The following is an 18,999-nucleotide window of genomic DNA, read 5'->3' on the forward strand; positions in this document are numbered from 1 at the left end:
TGGGCGTCAGGCGGCGGCCATGCCGGATTCCAGCGCCACCAGTGCTGCCTCGTCGACGGCATCGAAGCCTGGGGCCGATCCTCGCACCAGACGGGCGCTGCATGACGGAATTTCGCCGCCGACACGGGCCCACGGCTCCCCCCAGCCCTGACCCAGCCCCAGAAAGGCCGCGATGCCATCGGCGGCGGTGGGCATCAGGGGGCGGGCGAAGAGCTGGAACAGGCCGGCGAGGCGCGGGATGCGCTCCGGCGTGCCATAGAGCCGCGCCTGCTTCATCTGGCCGTTGACGCCCAGCACCACGCCGGCCAGGGCCGCCAGCGAAAAGCTGCGGGCATCGAGCGCCACATGCAGGCGGTTTCGGAAATCCAGCATCAGATCGTCTTCCGGCCGGTCCTGCGCCAGCGCCGTGCCCGCCACCGGATCGAGGTTGGAGATGGCGGCGAGTGATGTGCCCAGATCGCGGACCATGAACAGGTTGTGCGTGCGGGCCAGATCGGCCATCGACAATTCGCGCGCGTCCTGCGGCTCGGACATCAGCGCCAGATAGAAGCGCAGCGCCTCGGCCGGCATCCGGTCCAGAAGGTCGGTCAGGAAAATGGCGCGGCCGGTGCTGGGGTCGAAACTGCCCCCCGACAGATCGGTCAGCGGCGGCGGTGCGATGATGCGGGTGTCGGTGACCGGCCCCAGATCATCGATCTCGCTGACCGCGTCGATCAGGCTGCGGGCGGTGACCACGTCCCGCCCGGCGAAAACCGTCAGGCGCACCGGCATCGGCCGGTCGCCGATCTGGCGGGGCCTGTGGCGCCGCAGGGGCAGCACGCCGGGGGTGCCGCCACCGAGGGTCAGCACGCCATCGATGTCGACACCGGCCCGCCGCAGGGTGGCGGGCGCGCCGACCCCGTCGCCATCTCCGCCACCGCCGGCGGCGATCAGAACCCGCGCCGACCGGCCAAGAAGCCGCTGGCCGCGGGCATAGACATCCGCCGCCAGCCAGATGGCGGCGAATCCCGCCGCATCGATGTCGCGATCAGCGGGGGGCGCCGCGCACAGGATCAGTTCGTCGGTCAGCACCGTCGTCGTCACGCCCGCAATCCTTCCAGCAACCCGATCCAAAGGGGGCGGAACCACCATATCAATGGGCGGCGGCCGGTCCCCGTGATCGGGAAAGCGTAGAAAGCGGCGAACGGGCCGTCAACATCAATGGTTGTGATTCGCAGGTGAAATGCGCGCTGTCGCGATCAACGTGCCGGCCAAGGACAGCAAAAGTAAAACGCCCGGCCCATCATGTGATGGACCGGGCGTTTTGAAACCCGTGCGAGTGGCGGGAGTGACGGGACTTGAACCCGCGGCCTCCGGCGTGACAGGCCGGCGCTCTAACCAACTGAGCTACACCCCCGCAGTCTCTCGCGAGGCCCACCATGTCCCGGTGGGTGCGCGGTTTATAGCCAGTCGTGAGCCGCTTGAAAAGCCCTTTTTTACGTCTTGTGACGATCGCATGTCGCCGCCACATGAAGTCTTAAGAGGACCGGTGCCGGCGCCCGGTCCGATCATCAAGACCGAGGACAGCATCATGCCATTCCAGACCGAGGTCCGGCCCTCCAGCTCGACCATCATGCTGACGGCGCTTCGCCTGCTCGGCCACCGTGATGCCGACAAGCAGGCGGTCGGTGCACGATTGCTCGCCGACCTGGCGCGGGTGGAGCCGACCTCTCCGGAACTGCATGATCCGGCCGCCCGTGCCGAGTTCGACCGCCGGGTGGTGGTGGATCTGCGCCGGCTGCTGGTCGCGGGGCTGATCCGGCGGGCTGGCGACGGCCTGCTGGCCCTGACCGATCGCGGCCGCACCGCGCTGACCGATTGTCCGGATGGGATCGACGACACAGTGCTGATGCGCTATCCCGAATTCCGCGCCCATCTGGCGCGCCGGCGCGGCATGATCATCGACCCGGCGGCGGGGCTCGACGGCTCGCTCGATGTGCCGGCCGACGCCGTGGTGGCGCCGGGCAGTGCCGCGCAGCCGGCGGTGGAGCGCGAGCTTCAGGAAGGTTTCATTGCCTTTCTCGACGGCCTGACCGCCGCCGATAATCCGTATGACCGCGACACCCACGCCCACGAAACCTGGGATGAGGGCTATTGGGAAGCGGCCGGCATCGCCCGCAACGAGGTTGCCTGAGCAAAGCGGACCTGCAAACGACATCGCCGGCCAGGAGCAAACGCTCCCGGCCGGCGATGTCGTTTGAGAGGGATGGCCCTGGCAGGGCCGGCCGATCGGCGCCTTACCAGGCGACGACGATGGCGCCCTTGTAGGTGTCGTTGATGTAGTCCTTGATCTTCTGGTCGTGATAGGCCTCGACCAGCGTCTTCGCCCAGGGCTTGTCGGCATCCTGTTCGCGGACGGCGATGATGTTGGCATAGGGCGATTCGGCCGCTTCACGCGCGATCGGATCCTTGATCGGGTCCAGCCCGGCTTCGACGGCGTAATTGGTGTTCACGGCCGACGCGGCGGTATCGTCCAGCGACCGGGGGAGCTGGGCTGCATCCAGTTCCAGAATCCGGAGATGCTTTGGATTGCTCTCGATGTCGAGCGGGCTGGCCTTCAGGCCGGCGCCGTCGCGCAGGGTCAGCAGGCCGCGGCTTTCCAGCAGCAGCAGGGCCCGGCCACCATTGGTGGGGTCGTTGGGGATGGCGATGCTGTCGCCGTCCTTGATCTCGTCCAGGCTCTTGATCTTCTTGGAATAGATGCCGAGCGGGAAGACCACGGTCTTGGCGATCGACACCAGGCCATAGTTGCGATCGGCGTTCTGATTGTCGAGATAGGGCTGGTGCTGGAACGAGTTGGCCTGGATGTCGCCGGCGGCCAGCGCCTGGTTCGGCACCACATAGTCGCTGAACTCGATGATCTTGATCTCAAGACCCTTTTCGGCCGCGATCGGCTTCACCTGTTCCAGAATCTGGGCATGGGGGCCGGGGGTGACGCCGATGGTGATCGTCTCGGCGACGGCCGGGGCAGCGGCGACGAGGCCGAAAATGGCGGCGGCGCCACCAAGCGTCTTCAGAAGACCTGACGTGATAGACATGGGGACTGGTGTCCTTGGATCTGAGGCATGTGGACCGCGGGGCAGGGGTGGCGGCCGCCGCGATACCGTCCGGCCGGCCGATCGGGCCTGCCCGGACTCCCAACACGAAAAAACCCGCGTGACAGCGTCGCGCGGGTTTCCAACCCCTCCGCTTTAGCTGCATTTGTAATGCGCCCGCAAGCTGTGGCTCAAATCGGCGCGATGGGTCAGAGATAGAACAGCGTGCGGTGCGTGTCAATTATAAAATGACAACATGCCGAACATGTGAAAACTGCAGAACGACGAACCGGGGCGAAGCCGGCAGGCTCCGCCCCGGTGACGATCAGCCCTGGGTGGCGACGGCCAGCGCCTGATCGATATCGGCAATGATGTCGTCGATATGCTCGATGCCGATCGACAGGCGGATATAGCCGGGGGTGACGCCGGCCGACCGCTGCTCGTCCTCGGTCAACTGGCTGTGGGTGGTGGTGGCGGGATGGATGGCAAGGCTGCGGGCATCGCCGATATTGGCCACGTGATACAGCAGCTTCAGGGCCTCGATGAACGCCCGGCCCGCCGCGGCGCCGCCCTTGATCTCGAAGCCGATCAGCGCGCCATAGCCGCCCTTCAGGTATTTGTCGGCGCGTTCGCGGGCAAGGCCGGTCTGGACGCTCGGATGGGTGACGGTTTCCACCGCCGCATGCTCCGACAGGTATTTGGCGACCAGAGTGGCGTTCTTGTTGTGCTCGCGCATGCGCAGCGGCAGCGTCTCAAGCCCTTGGATGGTCTGGAAGGAATTGAACGGCGAGGCGGCGCCACCCAGATCGCGCAGCAGGGTGACGCGCGCCTTGATGATATAGGCGATCGGGCCCAGCGGCTTCACGGCCTGGGTCCAGACCGCGCCGTGATAGCTGGCATCGGGCGTGTTCAGCAGCGGCTGGCGCTCAGGGAAGGCCTCCCAATCGAACGTGCCGCTATCGATGATCGCACCACCGATCGACGTGCCATGGCCGCCGATATACTTGGTGGTGGAATAGACGATGATCGCGGCGCCATGGTCGAAGGGCCGGGCGATCATCGGTGCGGCGGTGTTGTCGATGATCAGCGGAATGCCGAAGGACTTGCCGATCTCGGCCACCTCGGCGATCGGGAACACCTTCAGCTTCGGATTGGGCAGGGTCTCGCCGTAATAGGCGCGGGTGCGGTCGTCGGTGGCGCGGCGGAAATTCTCAGGGTCGGACGGGTCGACGAACCGGACCTCGATGCCCTGCTGGCGCAGCGTGTTCGCGAACAGGTTCCAGGTGCCGCCATACAGATCGGTCGACGAGACGACATTGTCGCCGGCCTGCGCCAGATTCTGGATCGACAGCGCAGATGCGGCCTGACCCGATGCGACGGCGAGTGCTGCGACGCCACCCTCAAGCGCGGCGAGGCGCTGTTCCAGCACGTCGGTGGTCGGGTTCATGATCCGGGTGTAGATATTGCCCAGCTCCGACAGCGCAAACAGGTTGGCGGCGCGTTCCGTGCTGGGGAACTGGTATGACGTGGTCTGATAGATCGGAACCGCGACCGCACCGGTGGTGGGATCCGCGCGGTAGCCCGCGTGCAGCACGGCCGTCTCGGGGTGACGGTACTGGGTCATGATGGCTTCGCTCCCTGGATGGTGCCTGATCGGGTCTCGCTCTCGCCCGTCGCGGCACTCTATAATAACAGTACTGATTGTGTAACCATCTTTAAGAACAAAAATATAATGTCAATTCTGGGAAAAAGCCGGCCCCGGTCACGTGATGCGCGCCGGGGCCGAGTGTTCGGGCCGGGTGTTCAGGCGATTAGGGTGCGCGGCTTGTCTGCCCGCTCAGTGCGGCAGGCCGGTGCCGCTGTCGGCGACCTCGCGATACAGGGCGGCCAGGGCGCCATGGTCCTTGAACCGGTCGGGGGCCGGATCGGCCGCCAGCCGGTCGCAGACCGCGTCGATCTTGTCGATGTCGATCACCACGCCGGCTTCGGCCAGGCGCCGGGTGATGGCGTTGCGCGGCGTGCCGGCCACCATCACGGCATGGCTGCGCGTCGTGTCCCGCTGATCGGCGGCGGCGACCGCGGCGGCGGCGGCGCGGGCCGGGGCATCGGTCAGCGATACCGGCGGCACCGGCCAGAAATCGGTGCTGCGGCTGCCCCAGCCCAGATGGGTGGGGGCGGTGATGATGCCGGCATCGCTGCCCAGCAGCGGCTTGGTCGGCATCAGCGGCAGATGGATCATGTCGCGCAGCGCACGCGCGGCATCCAGCACGGGCGCCAGCGCCACATCGGTCTTCAGCCCCATGCGCGGGCCGTTCAGCCGCAACTGGGCGATCGCCTCTTCCAGCGCGGTGTTGCCGGCACGCTCGCCGATACCGCACAGTGTCGCCTGAAAGCTGTCGGCCCCGGCTTCCAGGGCCGCCAGCGTATTGGCGAGCGCCAGCCCCAGATCGTCATGGCAATGCGCCGACAGGATCACATCGGGCCCAACCCATCCGCGCATCAGCCGCACCAGCCGGGCGAATTCGTGGGGCAGGGCACAGCCGACCGTGTCGGGAATGGCGATGGTCCGCGCGCCGGCCTCGACACTGGCCTTCAACAGCCGTTCCAGAAAGGCCAGCGACCCGCGGGTGGCATCCTCGGGTGCAACGGCGATGTCGGTGAAACCCAGCGATGCGGCGTGCCGCACGCTGCGCACCGCCTCGTCGACCGCCTCCTGCGGCGTGATCCGGCGCTTGTGTTCCAGATGGATCTCGGAGCCCACCAGCAGAATTTCGATCTGGGCATTGCCACTGCTGCCCAGGCCGTCGGCGATGATGTCGATATCGCGTTCCGCCGCCCGGCAGAAGGCGCAGATCCGGGTCTGGCGCGGCCCCTGCGCCATCTCGCGGAAGGCCTCGAAATCCTCGCCCGACGAGGCGGGGAAGCCGCCTTCGACGAGATCGAGGCCCAACGCATCAAGCCGGCGGAACATCTCGACTTTCTGTCCGGCCGTCATCACATTGCCCGGTGCCTGTTCGCCGTCGCGCAGCGTGGTGTCGAACACCATCACCCGCCGGCCCCGGGCTGCGGCCTCTGGCGGCCGTTGAATGTGGATGATCCCGTCGGATGCCTGATCCATGGCTTGCCCCGTCGATGATGCTGCCGGCGGTTGGTGCCGGTGGTGGCGGATGCCTCGCTTTGGCGAATGGCGGCTTTGCCGATTTTATGTCGATAGATAACACAAAATACAACTTATAATAGGTATAGCGCGCCGAAGTCAGGAGGACAAACATCTTGTTGCGTCGCGTTCAGGTTGTGGCCGTTGATCACGCTCCCGGCGGCCGCTGCGCATGGCGGCGAGCGGCTGCGTGATTGGCAGCGCCGGACCATCCCGCTACAACTGGCTGATGGCACCGGATCATCCCGTGGCCGGATGACCAGCTCAAAGGGGGTGTTCAGGTGATCGACCGGCTCGAATTCCTGCTCGCTCTGTCGCGGGAACACCATTTCGGCCGGGCGGCCCAGTCCTGCGGGGTATCGCAGCCAACCTTGTCGGCCGGCATCAAGGCGCTGGAAGACACGATGGGCGCCATGCTGGTGGAACGCGGCTCGCGCTTCCGGGGCTTCACGCCGGAAGGTCTGCGGGTGCTGGACTGGGCGCGGCGGATCGTGGGCGACGCCCGGGCGATGCGCCAGGAAATCGATGCCTTGAAGCGCGGCCTCAGCGGCACGCTCAGGATCGCGGTCATTCCCACGGCCCTTGGCATCACGCCGCAACTGACCACGGCATTCCGCGCCCGCAACCCGGATGTCCGCTTCTCGATCCGCACCTGCACATCGACCGAGGTGCTGAAGCTGGTCGATGATCTGGCGGTCGAGGCCGGCGTCACCTATCTCGACAACGAACCGCTGGGTCGGGTCGGCACGGTGCCGCTGTATCGGGAGCGATATCACCTGATCACCGCGACCGACAGCCCGGCCGGCCGGCTGGCGGCAATCACCTGGGCCGATGCCGCGCGTCTGCCGCTGTGCCTGCTGACCCCGGATATGCAGAACCGCCGGATCATCGACCGGATGCTGAAAGCCGCCGATGCCGATGCGGCGCCGGTGCTGGAATCGAATTCGGTGTCGGTGCTCAGCGCCCATGTCCGCACCACCGGCTGGTCGACGATCATGCCGGCGGGGCTGGCCCGGGCGCTGGGTCTGGTGGGTGACGGCCGGATCAGCGCCATCCCCCTGACCGGCCCGGACATGAGCCATGAAGTGGGGCTGGTCGCGCCGCATCGCGAGCCGATGATGCCATTGACCGCGGCATTGTTCACCGAAGTCCGGCGCCTGGTGGCGGCGGGGAGGCTTTCACCCGGCGTTTCCGATCGCCACGATAGGAAAAGCTGATCGTGTGACGGAAACGCGCTGTTGATGCAGCCGTCGGCCGGCGCCATCCTCTGGTTTATGAGGACTGTGCCCATAACATCAAGAACGGGCTGCCGGCATGAACGACTTCCCAAGCTGGACGCCCGAAGCGGGCGCCCTGATCATCGACGATATGGCGGCGGCTGGCCGCACGGCGTTGTTGCCGATCCTGCACGAGATCCAGGCGACCTTCGGCCATGTGCCGCGCGCGGCGCTGCCGATGATCGCTGAGGCGCTGAACATCAGCCGGGCCGATGTCCATGGCGCGGTCAGCTTCTATCATGATTTCCACGAAGCACCGCTGCCGCCACGGGTGCTGAAGCTGTGCCGGGCCGAGGCCTGTCAGGCTGCCGGCGCCGGCGCCGTCGCCGACGAGGTCGCGCGCCGCACCGGTGCCGGGCTGGGCGAGACCACCGCCGACGGGCAGCTGGCGGTGGCACCGGTCTATTGCCTTGGGCTATGTGCGACCGCGCCGGCGGCGATGCTGGAGGGGCCGGCGGTCGCAGGCGGCCGGCGGCTGGCGGCGAAGCTGAGCGGGGCACGGCTGGACCGGTTGATCGACGCGGCGATGGGGCTTGAGCCGCCATCGCCCGCATCCGCTGGCGTTGCACCGGCGGCGGAGGTGGCACGATGACCGTGCGGATCTATGTTCCCGCAGACGCGGCGGCGGTGGCGCTGGGCGCCGACGATGTCGCGGCCGCGATCGGCCGCCATGCCGCCGGCCACGCGGTCGAGATCATCCGCACCGGCTCGCGCGGCCTGTTCTGGCTGGAGCCGATGATCGAGGTGGCAACGCCGGCCGGGCGGATCGCCTATGGCCCGGTGGCGTCGGAAGACGTGGCCGGGCTGGTGGCGGCCGGGCTGTTCCATGGCGGCGGCCATCCGCTGCGGCTGGGTGCGCCCGAAGCGATCCCGTTCCTGGCCCGCCAGACCCGGCTGACCTTCGGGCGCTGCGGTGTGGTCGACCCGGCCAGTGCCGCCGATTATCGCGCCCATGGCGGCGGTGCCGGCCTTGAACGGGCGCTGGAACTGGGGCCTGAGGGCATCGTCGAGGCGGTGGTGCAATCGGGCCTGCGCGGCCGGGGTGGCGCTGGTTTCCCGACCGGCATCAAATGGCGGACCGTCGCCGCGGCACACGCACCGCAGAAATATATCGTCTGCAACGCCGATGAAGGCGACAGCGGCACCTATGCCGACCGGATGATCATGGAGGGTGACCCCTTCGTGCTGATCGAGGGTATGGCGATCGCCGGCATCGCGGTTGGCGCCAGTCGGGGCTATGTTTATCTGCGGTCGGAATATCCCCATGCCGCGGTGGCGTTCCGCCGGGCCCTGGAGACCGCACGCCGGGACGGGCTGCTGGGCACGCGGATCGGTGGTTCGGTTCATGATTTCGACATCGAGCTGCGCATGGGCGCCGGCGCCTATGTCTGCGGCGAGGAAACCGCCCTGCTGGACAGTATCGAGGGCAAGCGCGGACAGGTGCGCGCCAAGCCGCCGCTGCCCGCCCATCATGGCCTGTTCGGCCGCCCGACGGTGATCAACAACGTCATCTCGCTGGCCAGCGTGCCGTTCATTCTGGCCGAGGGGCCCGAGACCTATCGCGATTTCGGCATGGGCCGGTCGCGCGGCACCATGCCGATCCAGCTGGCCGGCAATGTCCGCTTCGGCGGCTTGTTCGAAACCGGCTTCGGCATGACGCTGGGTGAGTTGGTCGACGATATCGGCGGCGGCACCGCCAGCGGCCGGCCGGTCAGGGCGGTGCAGGTGGGCGGGCCGCTCGGCGCCTATTTCCCGCGCGCGCTGTTCGACACACCCTTCGATTACGAAGCCTTCGCGGCCGCCGGCGGGCTGATCGGCCATGGCGGGGTGGTGGTGTTCGACGACACCGTCGACCTGCGGGCGCAGGCGCGCTTCGCCATGGAATTCTGCGCCATCGAAAGCTGTGGCAAATGCACCCCCTGCCGGATCGGCTCGACGCGCGGCGTCGAGGTCATCGACCGGATGGGCGCCGGCGACGGTCCGGCGCAGGAAACGCTGCTGCGCGATCTGTGCGAGACGATGAAATTCGGCTCGCTCTGCGCATTGGGTGGCTTCGCGCCCTATCCGGTGCTGAGCGCGCTTGACCATTTCCCGGAAGATTTCGGCCTGAAGACCCCGCTCGCCGTCGCGGAATGAGGAGTTGCACGCCATGTCGCTGATCCACGAGATCGATTACGGCACGCCCGCATCCCGTGCCGGAACCACGATCCGCCTGACCATCGACGGGCGCGAGATCGAGGTGCCTGAAGGTACGTCGATCATGCGCGCGGCAACCGAGGCCGGCGGCTCGATCCCCAAGCTGTGCGCGACCGACATGCTCGACGCCTTCGGGTCGTGCCGGCTGTGTCTGGTCGAGGTGGAGGGGCGCAACGGCACGCCGGCCTCCTGCACCACGCCGGTCGCCGACGGCATGGTGGTGCGCACCCAGACCCCGCGCCTGCAAAAGCTGCGCCGGGGGGTGATGGAGCTGTATATCTCGGACCACCCGCTCGACTGCCTGACCTGTGCCGCCAATGGCGATTGCGAATTGCAGGACATGGCCGGCGCCGTGGGTCTGCGCGATGTCCGCTATGGCTATCAGGGCGACAATCATCTGGGGGCGGCCAAGGATACGTCGACGCCCTATTTCACCTATGACCCGTCGAAATGCATCGTCTGCTCACGCTGCGTCAGGGCCTGTGAGGAGGTGCAGGGCACCTTCGCGCTGACCATCGAGGATCGCGGCTTCGGCTCACGCGTCGCCGCCGGCATGGGGGAGACATTCTTCGACAGCGACTGCGTGTCGTGTGGCGCCTGCGTTCAGGCCTGCCCGACCGCGACCCTGATGGAAACCGCGGTGATCGAGAAGGGCCTGCCGGAACGCTCGGTCGTCACCACCTGCGCCTATTGCGGTGTCGGCTGCACCTTCAAGGCCGAGATGCGCGGCGAAGACCTGATCCGGATGGTGCCCTATAAGGACGGCAAGGCCAATCGCGGCCATTCCTGCGTCAAGGGCCGCTTCGCCTGGGGTTATGCCACCCATCGCGAACGGATTCTGAACCCGATGCTGCGCGAGCGGATCACCGACCCGTGGCGCGAAGTGAGCTGGGATGAGGCGATCGGCCATGTGGCGCGGGAGTTCCGCCGCATCCAGGGCAAATACGGCCGGGTGTCGGTGGGCGGCATCACCTCGTCGCGCTGCACCAATGAAGAAACCTTTCTGGTGCAGAAGCTGGTGCGGGCCGGCTTCGGCAACAACAATGTCGATACCTGCGCCCGGGTGTGCCATTCGCCGACCGGCTATGGCCTGAAGACCACTTTCGGCACCTCGGCCGGCACCCAGGATTTCGACTCGGTCGAAGACAGCGACGTCATCCTGGTGATCGGCGCCAACCCGACCGACGGCCATCCGGTGTTCGGATCGCGGATGAAGAAGCGGCTGCGTCAGGGCGCGCAATTGATCGTGATCGATCCGCGCCGGATCGATCTGGTCCGCACGCCCCATGTTCAGGCGGCCCATCACCTGCCGCTGCGCCCCGGCACCAATGTCGCGGTGCTGACGGCGCTGGCCCATGTCGTCGTCACCGAAGGTCTGGTCGACGAGGCTTTCGTGCGGGCACGCTGCGACCTCGACAGTTTCCAGGCCTGGGCGGATTTCGTGGCGGCGCCGCAGAACGCGCCCGAAGCGGTGGCCGATGCCACCGGCGTCGACCCGCTGGCGCTGCGCGCCGCCGCCCGGCTCTATGCCACCGGCGGCAATGCCGCGATCTATTACGGTCTGGGCGTCACCGAGCACAGCCAGGGCTCGACCACGGTGATGGCGATCGCCAATCTGGCGATGGCGACCGGCAATATCGGCCGCAAGGGCGTGGGGGTGAACCCGCTGCGCGGCCAGAACAATGTTCAGGGTGCCTGCGACATGGGCTCGTTCCCGCACGAGATGTCGGGGTATCGCCATGTCGCCGATGATGCAACCCGCGCGATGTTTGAAGAGTTGTGGGGAACGACGCTGGACCGCGAACCGGGCCTGCGCATCCCCAACATGCTGGATGCGGCGGTATCGGGCAGTTTCAAGGGCCTGTACATTCAGGGCGAGGACATCCTGCAATCCGATCCGAACACGGCGCATGTCGCCGCCGGGCTTGCCGCCATGGAATGCGTGGTCGTCCAGGATCTGTTCCTGAACGAGACCGCGAACTATGCCCATGTCTTCCTGCCCGGATCGACCTTCCTTGAAAAGGACGGCACCTTCACCAATGCCGAACGGCGCATCCAGCGCGTGCGGCGGGTGATGACGCCGCGCGCGGGCAAGGCCGACTGGGAGATCACCCTGGATATCGCTCATGCCATGGGCTATGCCATGACATACAGCCATCCGTCGGAGATCATGGACGAGATCGCCCGGGTGACGCCGACCTTCACCGGCGTGTCCTATGACCGGCTGGAGCAGCTGGGCTCGATCCAGTGGCCGTGCAACGAGGCAGCGCCCGAGGGCACGCCGGTCATGCATATGCAGGGCTTCGTGCGTGGCCAGGGGCGGTTCATGATCACCGAATACGTGCCGACCGACGAGCGCACCGGCCCGCGCTTCCCGCTGCTGCTGACCACCGGGCGCATCCTCAGCCAGTACAATGTCGGTGCCCAGACCCGGCGGACCGAGAACAGCCGCTGGCACGAGGAGGACGTGCTGGAGATCCACCCGCACGACGCCGAGCAGCGCGGCGTGCGCGATGGCGATCTGGTGAAGCTGCAAAGCCGCGCCGGTGCGACGACGCTGAAGGCCACGATCACCGACCGGGTGGCGCCGGGGGTGGTGTATACGACCTTCCACCATCCGATGACCCAGGCCAATGTGGTGACGACCGACTATTCCGACTGGGCAACCAACTGTCCGGAATACAAGGTGACCGCCGTGCAGGTGTCGCCGTCCAACGGACCCACCGACTGGCAGACCCGCTATGACGATCATGGACGACAGAGCCGCCGCATCGCCGCCGATGCCGCCGAGTGACGGCGATATCGGTCCATTGAGCGAGACCCGCCATCTGCGCTGGCGGGCGGGGCAGAGTGCGGCCGATGACCGGGTGATCCCCGAAGAGACCGCGATCGCCTTCACCTATAACGGCAGCACCCATGCGGTGATGATGGCGAGCCCCGCCGACCTTGAGGATCTGGCGGTGGGGTTCAGTCTGGGCGAGGCGATCATCGACGAGGCCGGGCAGATCGAGGCGATCGACGCGGTAGCGGTGCCCGATGGCATCGACCTGCGGATCTGGCTGTCGGCCGAGCGCGCCGCCGGGTTGATCGAGCGGCGGCGCCATGTCGCCGGCCCGACCGGCTGCGGGTTGTGCGGTATCGACAGCCTTGCGGCGGCGATGCGGCCGCCGCCGGCGGTGGGCCCGGGTATCGTGCTGACACCCGGCCAGGTGGCCGAGGCGCTCGACAGTCTGCCCCCGGCACAGCATTGGGGCCGGATCAGCCGCGCCATGCATGCGGCGGCATTCTGGCATCCGGCGCGCGGGCTGGTGCTGCTGCGCGAGGATGTCGGCCGGCACAATGCGCTGGACAAGCTGGCGGGCGGATTGGCACGGGCCGGTATCAACGCGGCGGACGGCGTGCTGGTGATCACCAGCCGGGTGTCGATCGAGATGGTGCAGAAGGCGGCGCGGATCGGCGTATCGGTGATGATCGCGGTGTCGGCGCCGACCGCGCTGGCGGTGCGCATGGCCGAGGCGGCGGGGCTGACATTGATCGCGATTGCCCGCGCCGACGGTTTCGAGATCTTCACCCGGCCGGACAGGGTTCCGGCCGCAGAGCAAGGGATGGCGGGATGACCCCTGAAAAACTGGTGTCCATGGCCAACCAGATCGGCCGCTTCTTCGCGTCGCAAGGTGCCGATCAGGCGGCGCATGGCACTGCCGATCACATCCGGCAGTTCTGGGATCCGCGGATGCGGGCGGGCATTCTGGACCATCTGGCGGCCGGTGGTGCCGGGCTCGACCCCCATGTCCGCCGGGCGATCGAGATGCTGCGGGATCAGCAGGCGGCCTGACGCCGCCGCCCGCTGATCCGCAGGGTGATCGTCTCAGGCCGCTTTCGCTGCCGGCTGACGCACGGTGGCACCGATCAACCGGCTGCCAGCCAGCGCATAGGCCAGCACCAGCACCGCGAACAGGGCAGCGACGCCGGTCATCAGCGGCACGAAGCCATAAGCGGCCAGGAACCAGCCGCCCACCGCCAGAACCGCCGCATTGGTCAGCCCGTACCAGCGTTCCATGCGGCCGATCAGCCGGGCCCGTACCGCTGTCGCCATCGGCAGCTTGTTGAGATTGGTCATGGTCACCGGCCGGATGCCGCCGGTGGCAAGGCCAAGTGCCGTGATCGCTGCCAGACCGGCGATCAGGTTCTGCGACGCTGTGGCGAACAGCACCAGCGAGACCAGCCCGATTGCCGGCATCACCACGGCGATGGCACGGGTGCCGATCCGGTCCATCACCTTCACCGCATAGCGCGCGGACAGGAAGGCCGCCAGATTGAACAGGCTGAGCACCAGCCCGAACCAGTAGAGGTCGATCTTCAGGGTCAGGAAGAACAGCGCCGGCAGGAAGCCCACGAAGGTGGCGAGCGCGAAGGCGCGCATCAGGATGTAATAGATCATCCAGCCGGCCTCGCCCTGCACCCGGCCACCAGTGGCCGCGGGTTTGGCCGCCGCCGCGCCACCGCCTGTGGCCGGTGTGGCCGACACCAGCGGGGCGGGTGCCTTCACCAGCAGAATGGCCACGGCCGAGGCCAACGCCGCGACCAGGGCCGCCAGGAACGGCAGTTCGGCATCGAAGCGGTACAGAACGCTGCCGATCGCCCCAGCCACCAGCACCGCCAGGAAGATCAGCGATGCGGTGCGGCTTTCATGGCCGCGATAGGCCGCCATCTGGTCATCACGATGCAGGCTGCGCAGCAGGGCCGAGTCGGTGCCTTGCGCCAGGCTATAGCCGATGCCCCCCAGAACCTGCGCCGCCAGCAGCCACCAGAAGCCCTGATCGATCGCCAGCGGCTGCGTAAACGGGGTAAGCGCGGCGCCGTCGTCGGTGACCAGAACCGCGGTCGCGACAATCATGGCAAGGCCCAGCGCCTTCAGCACCTCGCCAATGGCGATGACGCCCTTCAGCGGCAGAAGCCGTCCCAGCGGAGCGGCAATACCGGCGGCCAGACAGATGGTGAGACCATAGGCCGCGAGCAGCAGTTCCAGCCGGAAGATGTCCAGCCCGTGCTCGTAGAAGAACACGAACAGGATTGGCAGGTGGAAATACAGCCGCGACAGGATGCGATAGACATAGACCAGCGCGATGCTCATCGCCGCCCCCTCACGCGCCGACGGCGCGCGCGCGCACCTGTTCGACCCGCTCCATCAGCCGCGCCTTGTAGGCGTCGCTGTCGGGATCGAGATCGGGGAACACGGTCTGCACGCGGCCGACCGGATAGATGCCGCCGCGCACCAGATAGGGCCGGTCGAAGGTGAGGTCGATGATGGTGTTGGCCTTGACCGCGCTGTCGGATGTGGCGCCGGCGGTGTCGCGGCCATAGTCGATGATCAGGTCGACACCGGTGCCGATATCGGCCACGGCCTTGTCCAGATCCACGAAAATGTCGCCCTGGCCCGAGATGTTCGCCGAGGTGGCACCCACCGGCCGGCCGGCGGCACGGATGATGTCTTCAAGCGGCGAGGCGCCCTGGCAGGCGACGCCCAGCGTGTCATAGCCCATGGTGAAGCCGGCCGGCAGGTCACAGGCTTTCCAGAAGATCGCGGTCAGCTCTCCCGGCCACAACCGGGTCAGGGCATCCGGCTCGACCCAGGCGGGCACCGTCACATAGTCGGCGGTGGTCGCCGGATCGGCGATGGAGAGTGTCAGGGGCCCGAATTTGGTGCGCTTCTTCACCTCGAACACCCGGCTGATCGCGTCGGCGTTGAACGCGTCGCAGATCAGATTGTACTGGGTGCGCGTCGGCGTGATCACCAGTCCGCCGGCGCGGATGACCTCTGCCGCCTCGTCGATCGCGCCGGCGCTCATCTTCACGATATTGACCATGGAGCCTGCCCTTATGCCCGCTGATGCCCTTTGATCCTGGCCGCTCGCCGCTGGCCATGGTCTGCGCCACGGTCCGGACTGTTCCGTATCATGAGATATTGTGAGGAACTTTAGCGGGATATGATCGGCCAGTGATCAATTACAGCGTCAAATTAGCAGGGAACGCCCCGGCGCGAAAGTGGATCAGCAACCCTGGATGGATGAAAGAGGTATAATCACCTCCCGACAGGCGATTTTCAAAGGCCGCGACAGATCGGGATCGTGGCGTGGCGTCGTCAGGACTGGGGTGTCGCACCGATGCTGAAGGCGGCGAACAATTCGCGCGCCATGGCCCGGTCGACGGGCTGGCCGGAATCGCGCGCCAGCGACAGATAGGCGCGCAGGATCGGCGCCATCGACGGGCCATACGCCTCTCGCTCGGCCAGGAACAGGGGCCGCAGCAGCAGCAGCGCGCGCTGCACCTCATCGAAGGCGACCCGCAGCCGGCCGGCCTGACGGTGGGCTTCGGCGATGGCGGTCAGCACGCGAGCCATGGCGGGCAGCAGCACCCGGTTGTGGCGCGCCGCCTGTTGCGACAGACGCTTGAACACATCGCGTGCGGCATCGATATCGCCCGCGGCAGCGTCGGCCACCGCCAGCGGTTCACCGATCGCAGCCGCGGCCTGCGACAGCCGATGAGCGGCGGCGGCGGTGTCTTCGTTCGAGGCGATGCGTTGCACCAGCAGAAAGAAGATCTGGCGCGCGCCGTTGCGGTCGCCGGCATCAACCGCCCTGCGGGCGTGATGCTCCGCATGGGCGGCGGCCTGTTCGGCATCGCCGCCCGAGATCAGCGCCCGTGCGGCTTGATCGATGGTCGAACCCTCGGTCATGTCGTAGAAGCCTGAATGAATGCGCGGCCCGGCAAAGCGAGCAGGCCGGGCCGGTGTCCGGGGGCGTCCGGTGACCTTAGTTATGGTCGCATGGTCGTCGGGAAACAAGGCTGGACGTCGTGCCTCCGGCCAGATCAGGGGCGCCGCCGGCGGTCGTCGGGGGAAACCGGCTGGTCGCCGCGCCGGCGGCGGATCAGCCCATGGGTCGCCATGGCGCCGATCCAGGCGGCCAGCGGCACCAGAAAGAAGCCGTTGAACAGCGGATGCGCGGGATCGGCCCCTGTCACTGCCGTGACAAAGGTCATCCAGACCAGGGTGAAAACAATCAGGGCTCGGCGCCAGCTGTTGGGCATGACCAGACCATGCCCCGGACCGGCCCCGGGCGCAACAGATTGCCGCCGCCGGCCGAGATCCAGCGCCGGTCGTGGCCCGATAGGGGCGATGGCGGGCCACAGTTGACCCAGGCCGCCATTGCGGAAGGGGGGCTCGGGCCGCTATCGTTGTACGTCGGGACATGAACGGAGACAGCGGAGACGCGCGCCCCATGAGCCATGCCCCCTTGAACCAGACTCCCTTGAACCATGGGCTCTTGAACCATGGCCCCGCGAGCGACGCTCGCCCGGGGCCGGCGGTATCGACGCTGGCTGCGGATGCGGACCGCATCATTGCGCAACTGGGGCTTCAGCCTCATCCGGAAGGCGGCTGGTTCGCCGAGGTCTATCGCAGCCCCGCGGCTGCCGGCGAACGCGGCGCCCTGACCACCATCTATTTTCTGCTGAAGGCCGGCGAGCGTTCGCACTGGCACCGCGTCGATGCCTGCGAGGTATGGCACCATTATGCCGGCGCCGCCCTGGCGCTGGATCTGGCCGCCGATGACGACAGCGTGCCTGAACGCCACCTGCTGGGCCTGGATGCCGGCGGGGTGGAGGGCGCCCGGCCGGTGCAGGTCGTGCCGGCGGGTTGGTGGCAGGCGGCGTGCAGCCTGGGCGCGTGGACGCTCGTCGGCTGCACGGTGGCACCGGCCTTTCTGTTCGAGGGCTTTGAACTGGCGCCGCCCGGCTGGGCGCCGGGACGCCCGCGGCCGGACGGAGGAGCCGGCCCGTCCACGGGCGGCGACGGGGCATCATGAGCGCTGACCGCGATGCCCGCTGGCGTCAGGCCGCGGCATTGACCGTGCTGGATCTGGCGTCGGGTGATCATCTGCTTGGCGAGCGGCGGGCCCGGCGGATGCTGAAACTGGCGGCGCGGCAGGGGAAACGGGCCGCCGGTCCGCGCCGGTCGGCGGCCTTGGCCGGCCTGTCGGTGCTGTTATGGCGGCCACCGCATCTGGTGGTGCTGGACGCCATGGCCTGGCTCGACCTGATCGCGCCGTTTCAGAACGACATCGCCGGCGACCGGCGGCTCGACGAGGCGATGACGCTGGCCGGTGTCGCGCTGACCATGGCGGCGGGAAGCGGTGCTGCCGCCACCCGGCGATGGGCCGGCATCGCCGGCCCGGATATGTGTGCCCGCGTGCGGGCCATGACCACGGAGCCGCCGGCGTCCCGCGCGGCTGCCCCGGATGCCGGGGGTCCGGCACCGACGACCGGTGCTGCTCTCGACCCGTTGCCTGTTGCGGCATCGGTGCAACCACGCATACCCTTTTCGCTGTCGCCTGCTTCGGCTTCCTGTAGGTTCGGACCCGGCAGGACATGGCGTTCGCGAACCACACGGTAAGTGTGGAGGGAAATAGCACCGGTTTTCCGGTCATGAGACATGCGGAAGGGGCGCGCAGATGGGCAGGCCGAGAGGCTTCGACCGCGAAAGGGTTCTCGACATCGTCGTCGATCTGTTCTGGCGGCACGGTTATGACGGAACGTCGGTCGAGGCGATCCGCTGTGCGACGGGCATCGGCCCCAGCAGCCTTTACGCCGCCTTCGGCGACAAGCGCAGCCTGTTCTTCGAGGCGGTGGATCGCTATCGGGTCCGCGTGGTCGATCGGGCCCTGGCCGGGCTGGAGCATGGCGATGACGACGGCTATGCCGCGATCGAGGCGTTCTTCGACCGCGTTGTCGAGGGGATCATCGCCGGCGAGCGGCGCTGGGGCTGTATGATGACCAATTGCGCCATCGAATGTGCGCCACGTGACGACATGGCAGGGGATCTGACGCGCGGCCACCTGATGCGCGTGGGTCAGGCCTTTGCCCGTGCTCTTGGCAATGCCGGTACGGGCGCCGACGCGGCGCAGGTCACGGCGATGGCGACGATGCTGGTGGCGGTGCTCCAGGGGCTGAATGTCATGGCCCGTTCCGGGTTTGACGAGAGCCCGATCCGCGCGGTGGTGCAGGCGGCGCTGGGCTCGGCCAGTCACACCGCCCTGGTCGCGGTGCCGCAGGCCCGGCCGATGCTGAGCGTCTGACAGCAGCCGGTCTCACCGCCAGCCGCATTTTTGCGGCGACCATCTCGATGACATGCGCGCCAGACGGGTGTCCGGCCAGCAGGGGAATCGCATTTGAAGAATAGCCCTGGCGACCGGTGGCGAAGTGGAGTCTGTATGAGTGTTCCTGAGAGGGGGACATG

Annotated in this window: 18 protein-coding genes and 1 tRNA gene; 10 read left to right on the plus strand and 9 right to left on the minus strand. The window is 67.5% G+C overall.

Features of this window, described 5'->3' with window-relative positions; genetic code table 11:
• Window positions 1-6 precede the first annotated feature (6 nt).
• Complete coding sequence (locus IEW15_RS18615) at window positions 7-1,083, minus strand: class I tRNA ligase family protein (protein ID WP_188580702.1); 1,077 nt, start codon at window positions 1,081-1,083, stop codon at window positions 7-9.
• Between the two features lie 236 nt (window positions 1,084-1,319).
• A tRNA-Asp gene (locus tag IEW15_RS18620) sits at window positions 1,320-1,396 on the minus strand.
• A gap of 174 nt (window positions 1,397-1,570) precedes the next feature.
• On the opposite strand from IEW15_RS18620, the gene IEW15_RS18625 reads away from it, so the two are divergent.
• Entirely contained in the window at window positions 1,571-2,173 is a 603-nt protein-coding gene (locus IEW15_RS18625) for a hypothetical protein (protein WP_188580704.1), read from the plus strand.
• Window positions 2,174-2,276: 103 nt separating this feature from the next.
• On the opposite strand, the gene IEW15_RS18630 is transcribed toward IEW15_RS18625, so the two are convergent.
• From IEW15_RS18630 to IEW15_RS18640, 3 genes are all read right to left on the minus strand, one after another.
• Window positions 2,277-3,056 carry a MetQ/NlpA family ABC transporter substrate-binding protein gene (locus IEW15_RS18630; RefSeq protein WP_188580741.1) on the minus strand — a complete coding sequence of 260 codons (780 nt, stop codon included), beginning with the start codon at window positions 3,054-3,056 and terminating at the stop codon, window positions 2,277-2,279.
• A 343-nt stretch (window positions 3,057-3,399) separates the two neighbouring features.
• Complete coding sequence (locus IEW15_RS18635; protein WP_188580706.1) at window positions 3,400-4,698, minus strand: O-acetylhomoserine aminocarboxypropyltransferase/cysteine synthase family protein; 1,299 nt, start codon at window positions 4,696-4,698, stop codon at window positions 3,400-3,402.
• A 213-nt stretch (window positions 4,699-4,911) separates the two neighbouring features.
• A complete protein-coding gene (locus IEW15_RS18640) occupies window positions 4,912-6,192 on the minus strand; it encodes a LeuA family protein (protein ID WP_188580708.1) in 1,281 nt (426 codons plus the stop codon).
• Window positions 6,193-6,512: 320 nt separating this feature from the next.
• On the opposite strand from IEW15_RS18640, the gene IEW15_RS18645 reads away from it, so the two are divergent.
• From IEW15_RS18645 to IEW15_RS18670, 6 genes are all read left to right on the plus strand, one after another.
• The gene (locus IEW15_RS18645) at window positions 6,513-7,448 is read left to right on the plus strand and encodes a LysR family transcriptional regulator (protein WP_188580709.1); all 936 of its coding nucleotides are present in this window, start codon (window positions 6,513-6,515) and stop codon (window positions 7,446-7,448) included.
• Between the two features lie 97 nt (window positions 7,449-7,545).
• Window positions 7,546-8,100, plus strand: a complete 555-nt coding sequence (locus IEW15_RS18650) for an NAD(P)H-dependent oxidoreductase subunit E (RefSeq protein ID WP_188580711.1) — start codon at window positions 7,546-7,548, stop codon at window positions 8,098-8,100.
• Window positions 8,097-9,644, plus strand: coding sequence for a formate dehydrogenase beta subunit (locus IEW15_RS18655; RefSeq protein WP_188580714.1), 1,548 nt, complete (start codon window positions 8,097-8,099; stop codon window positions 9,642-9,644). The genes IEW15_RS18650 and IEW15_RS18655 overlap by 4 nt, the downstream gene beginning before the upstream one ends.
• Before the next feature lie 13 nt (window positions 9,645-9,657).
• Entirely contained in the window at window positions 9,658-12,498 is a 2,841-nt protein-coding gene (gene fdhF, locus IEW15_RS18660; protein ID WP_188580716.1) for a formate dehydrogenase subunit alpha, read from the plus strand.
• On the plus strand, window positions 12,485-13,321 hold the full coding sequence (fdhD, locus tag IEW15_RS18665; protein ID WP_188580742.1) for a formate dehydrogenase accessory sulfurtransferase FdhD: 837 nt from the start codon (window positions 12,485-12,487) through the stop codon (window positions 13,319-13,321). Before fdhF ends, fdhD begins: the two co-directional genes overlap by 14 nt.
• Entirely contained in the window at window positions 13,318-13,539 is a 222-nt protein-coding gene (locus IEW15_RS18670) for a formate dehydrogenase subunit delta (RefSeq protein WP_188580718.1), read from the plus strand. The genes fdhD and IEW15_RS18670 overlap by 4 nt, the downstream gene beginning before the upstream one ends.
• A gap of 33 nt (window positions 13,540-13,572) precedes the next feature.
• Here the strand turns inward: IEW15_RS18670 and IEW15_RS18675 are convergent, their stop codons facing one another.
• The 4 genes from IEW15_RS18675 to IEW15_RS18690 form a co-directional block, all read right to left on the minus strand.
• Window positions 13,573-14,838, minus strand: coding sequence for an MFS transporter (locus IEW15_RS18675; RefSeq protein WP_188580720.1), 1,266 nt, complete (start codon window positions 14,836-14,838; stop codon window positions 13,573-13,575).
• A gap of 10 nt (window positions 14,839-14,848) precedes the next feature.
• A complete protein-coding gene (locus IEW15_RS18680) occupies window positions 14,849-15,571 on the minus strand; it encodes an L-threonylcarbamoyladenylate synthase (RefSeq protein WP_188580722.1) in 723 nt (240 codons plus the stop codon).
• 275 nt (window positions 15,572-15,846) lie between these two features.
• Window positions 15,847-16,440: a hypothetical protein gene (locus IEW15_RS18685; protein ID WP_188580729.1), complete on the minus strand. Its 594-nt coding sequence runs from the start codon at window positions 16,438-16,440 to the stop codon at window positions 15,847-15,849.
• A gap of 134 nt (window positions 16,441-16,574) precedes the next feature.
• Entirely contained in the window at window positions 16,575-16,793 is a 219-nt protein-coding gene (locus tag IEW15_RS18690; RefSeq protein WP_188580732.1) for a hypothetical protein, read from the minus strand.
• A gap of 191 nt (window positions 16,794-16,984) precedes the next feature.
• Here IEW15_RS18690 and IEW15_RS18695 point away from each other — a divergent pair, with 191 nt between their 5' ends.
• From IEW15_RS18695 to IEW15_RS18705, 3 genes are read left to right on the plus strand one after another with little or no spacing between them, the layout of a single operon-like run.
• Window positions 16,985-17,569, plus strand: coding sequence for a cupin domain-containing protein (locus IEW15_RS18695; protein ID WP_188580734.1), 585 nt, complete (start codon window positions 16,985-16,987; stop codon window positions 17,567-17,569).
• A complete protein-coding gene (locus tag IEW15_RS18700; RefSeq protein WP_188580736.1) occupies window positions 17,566-18,156 on the plus strand; it encodes a hypothetical protein in 591 nt (196 codons plus the stop codon). Before IEW15_RS18695 ends, IEW15_RS18700 begins: the two co-directional genes overlap by 4 nt.
• Before the next feature lie 58 nt (window positions 18,157-18,214).
• A complete protein-coding gene (locus IEW15_RS18705) occupies window positions 18,215-18,838 on the plus strand; it encodes a TetR/AcrR family transcriptional regulator (protein WP_188580738.1) in 624 nt (207 codons plus the stop codon).
• Window positions 18,839-18,999: the final 161 nt, after the last annotated feature.

This window comes from Tistrella bauzanensis (genome assembly GCF_014636235.1).
In the GTDB taxonomy this organism is placed as follows: Bacteria; Pseudomonadota; Alphaproteobacteria; order Tistrellales; family Tistrellaceae; genus Tistrella; species Tistrella bauzanensis.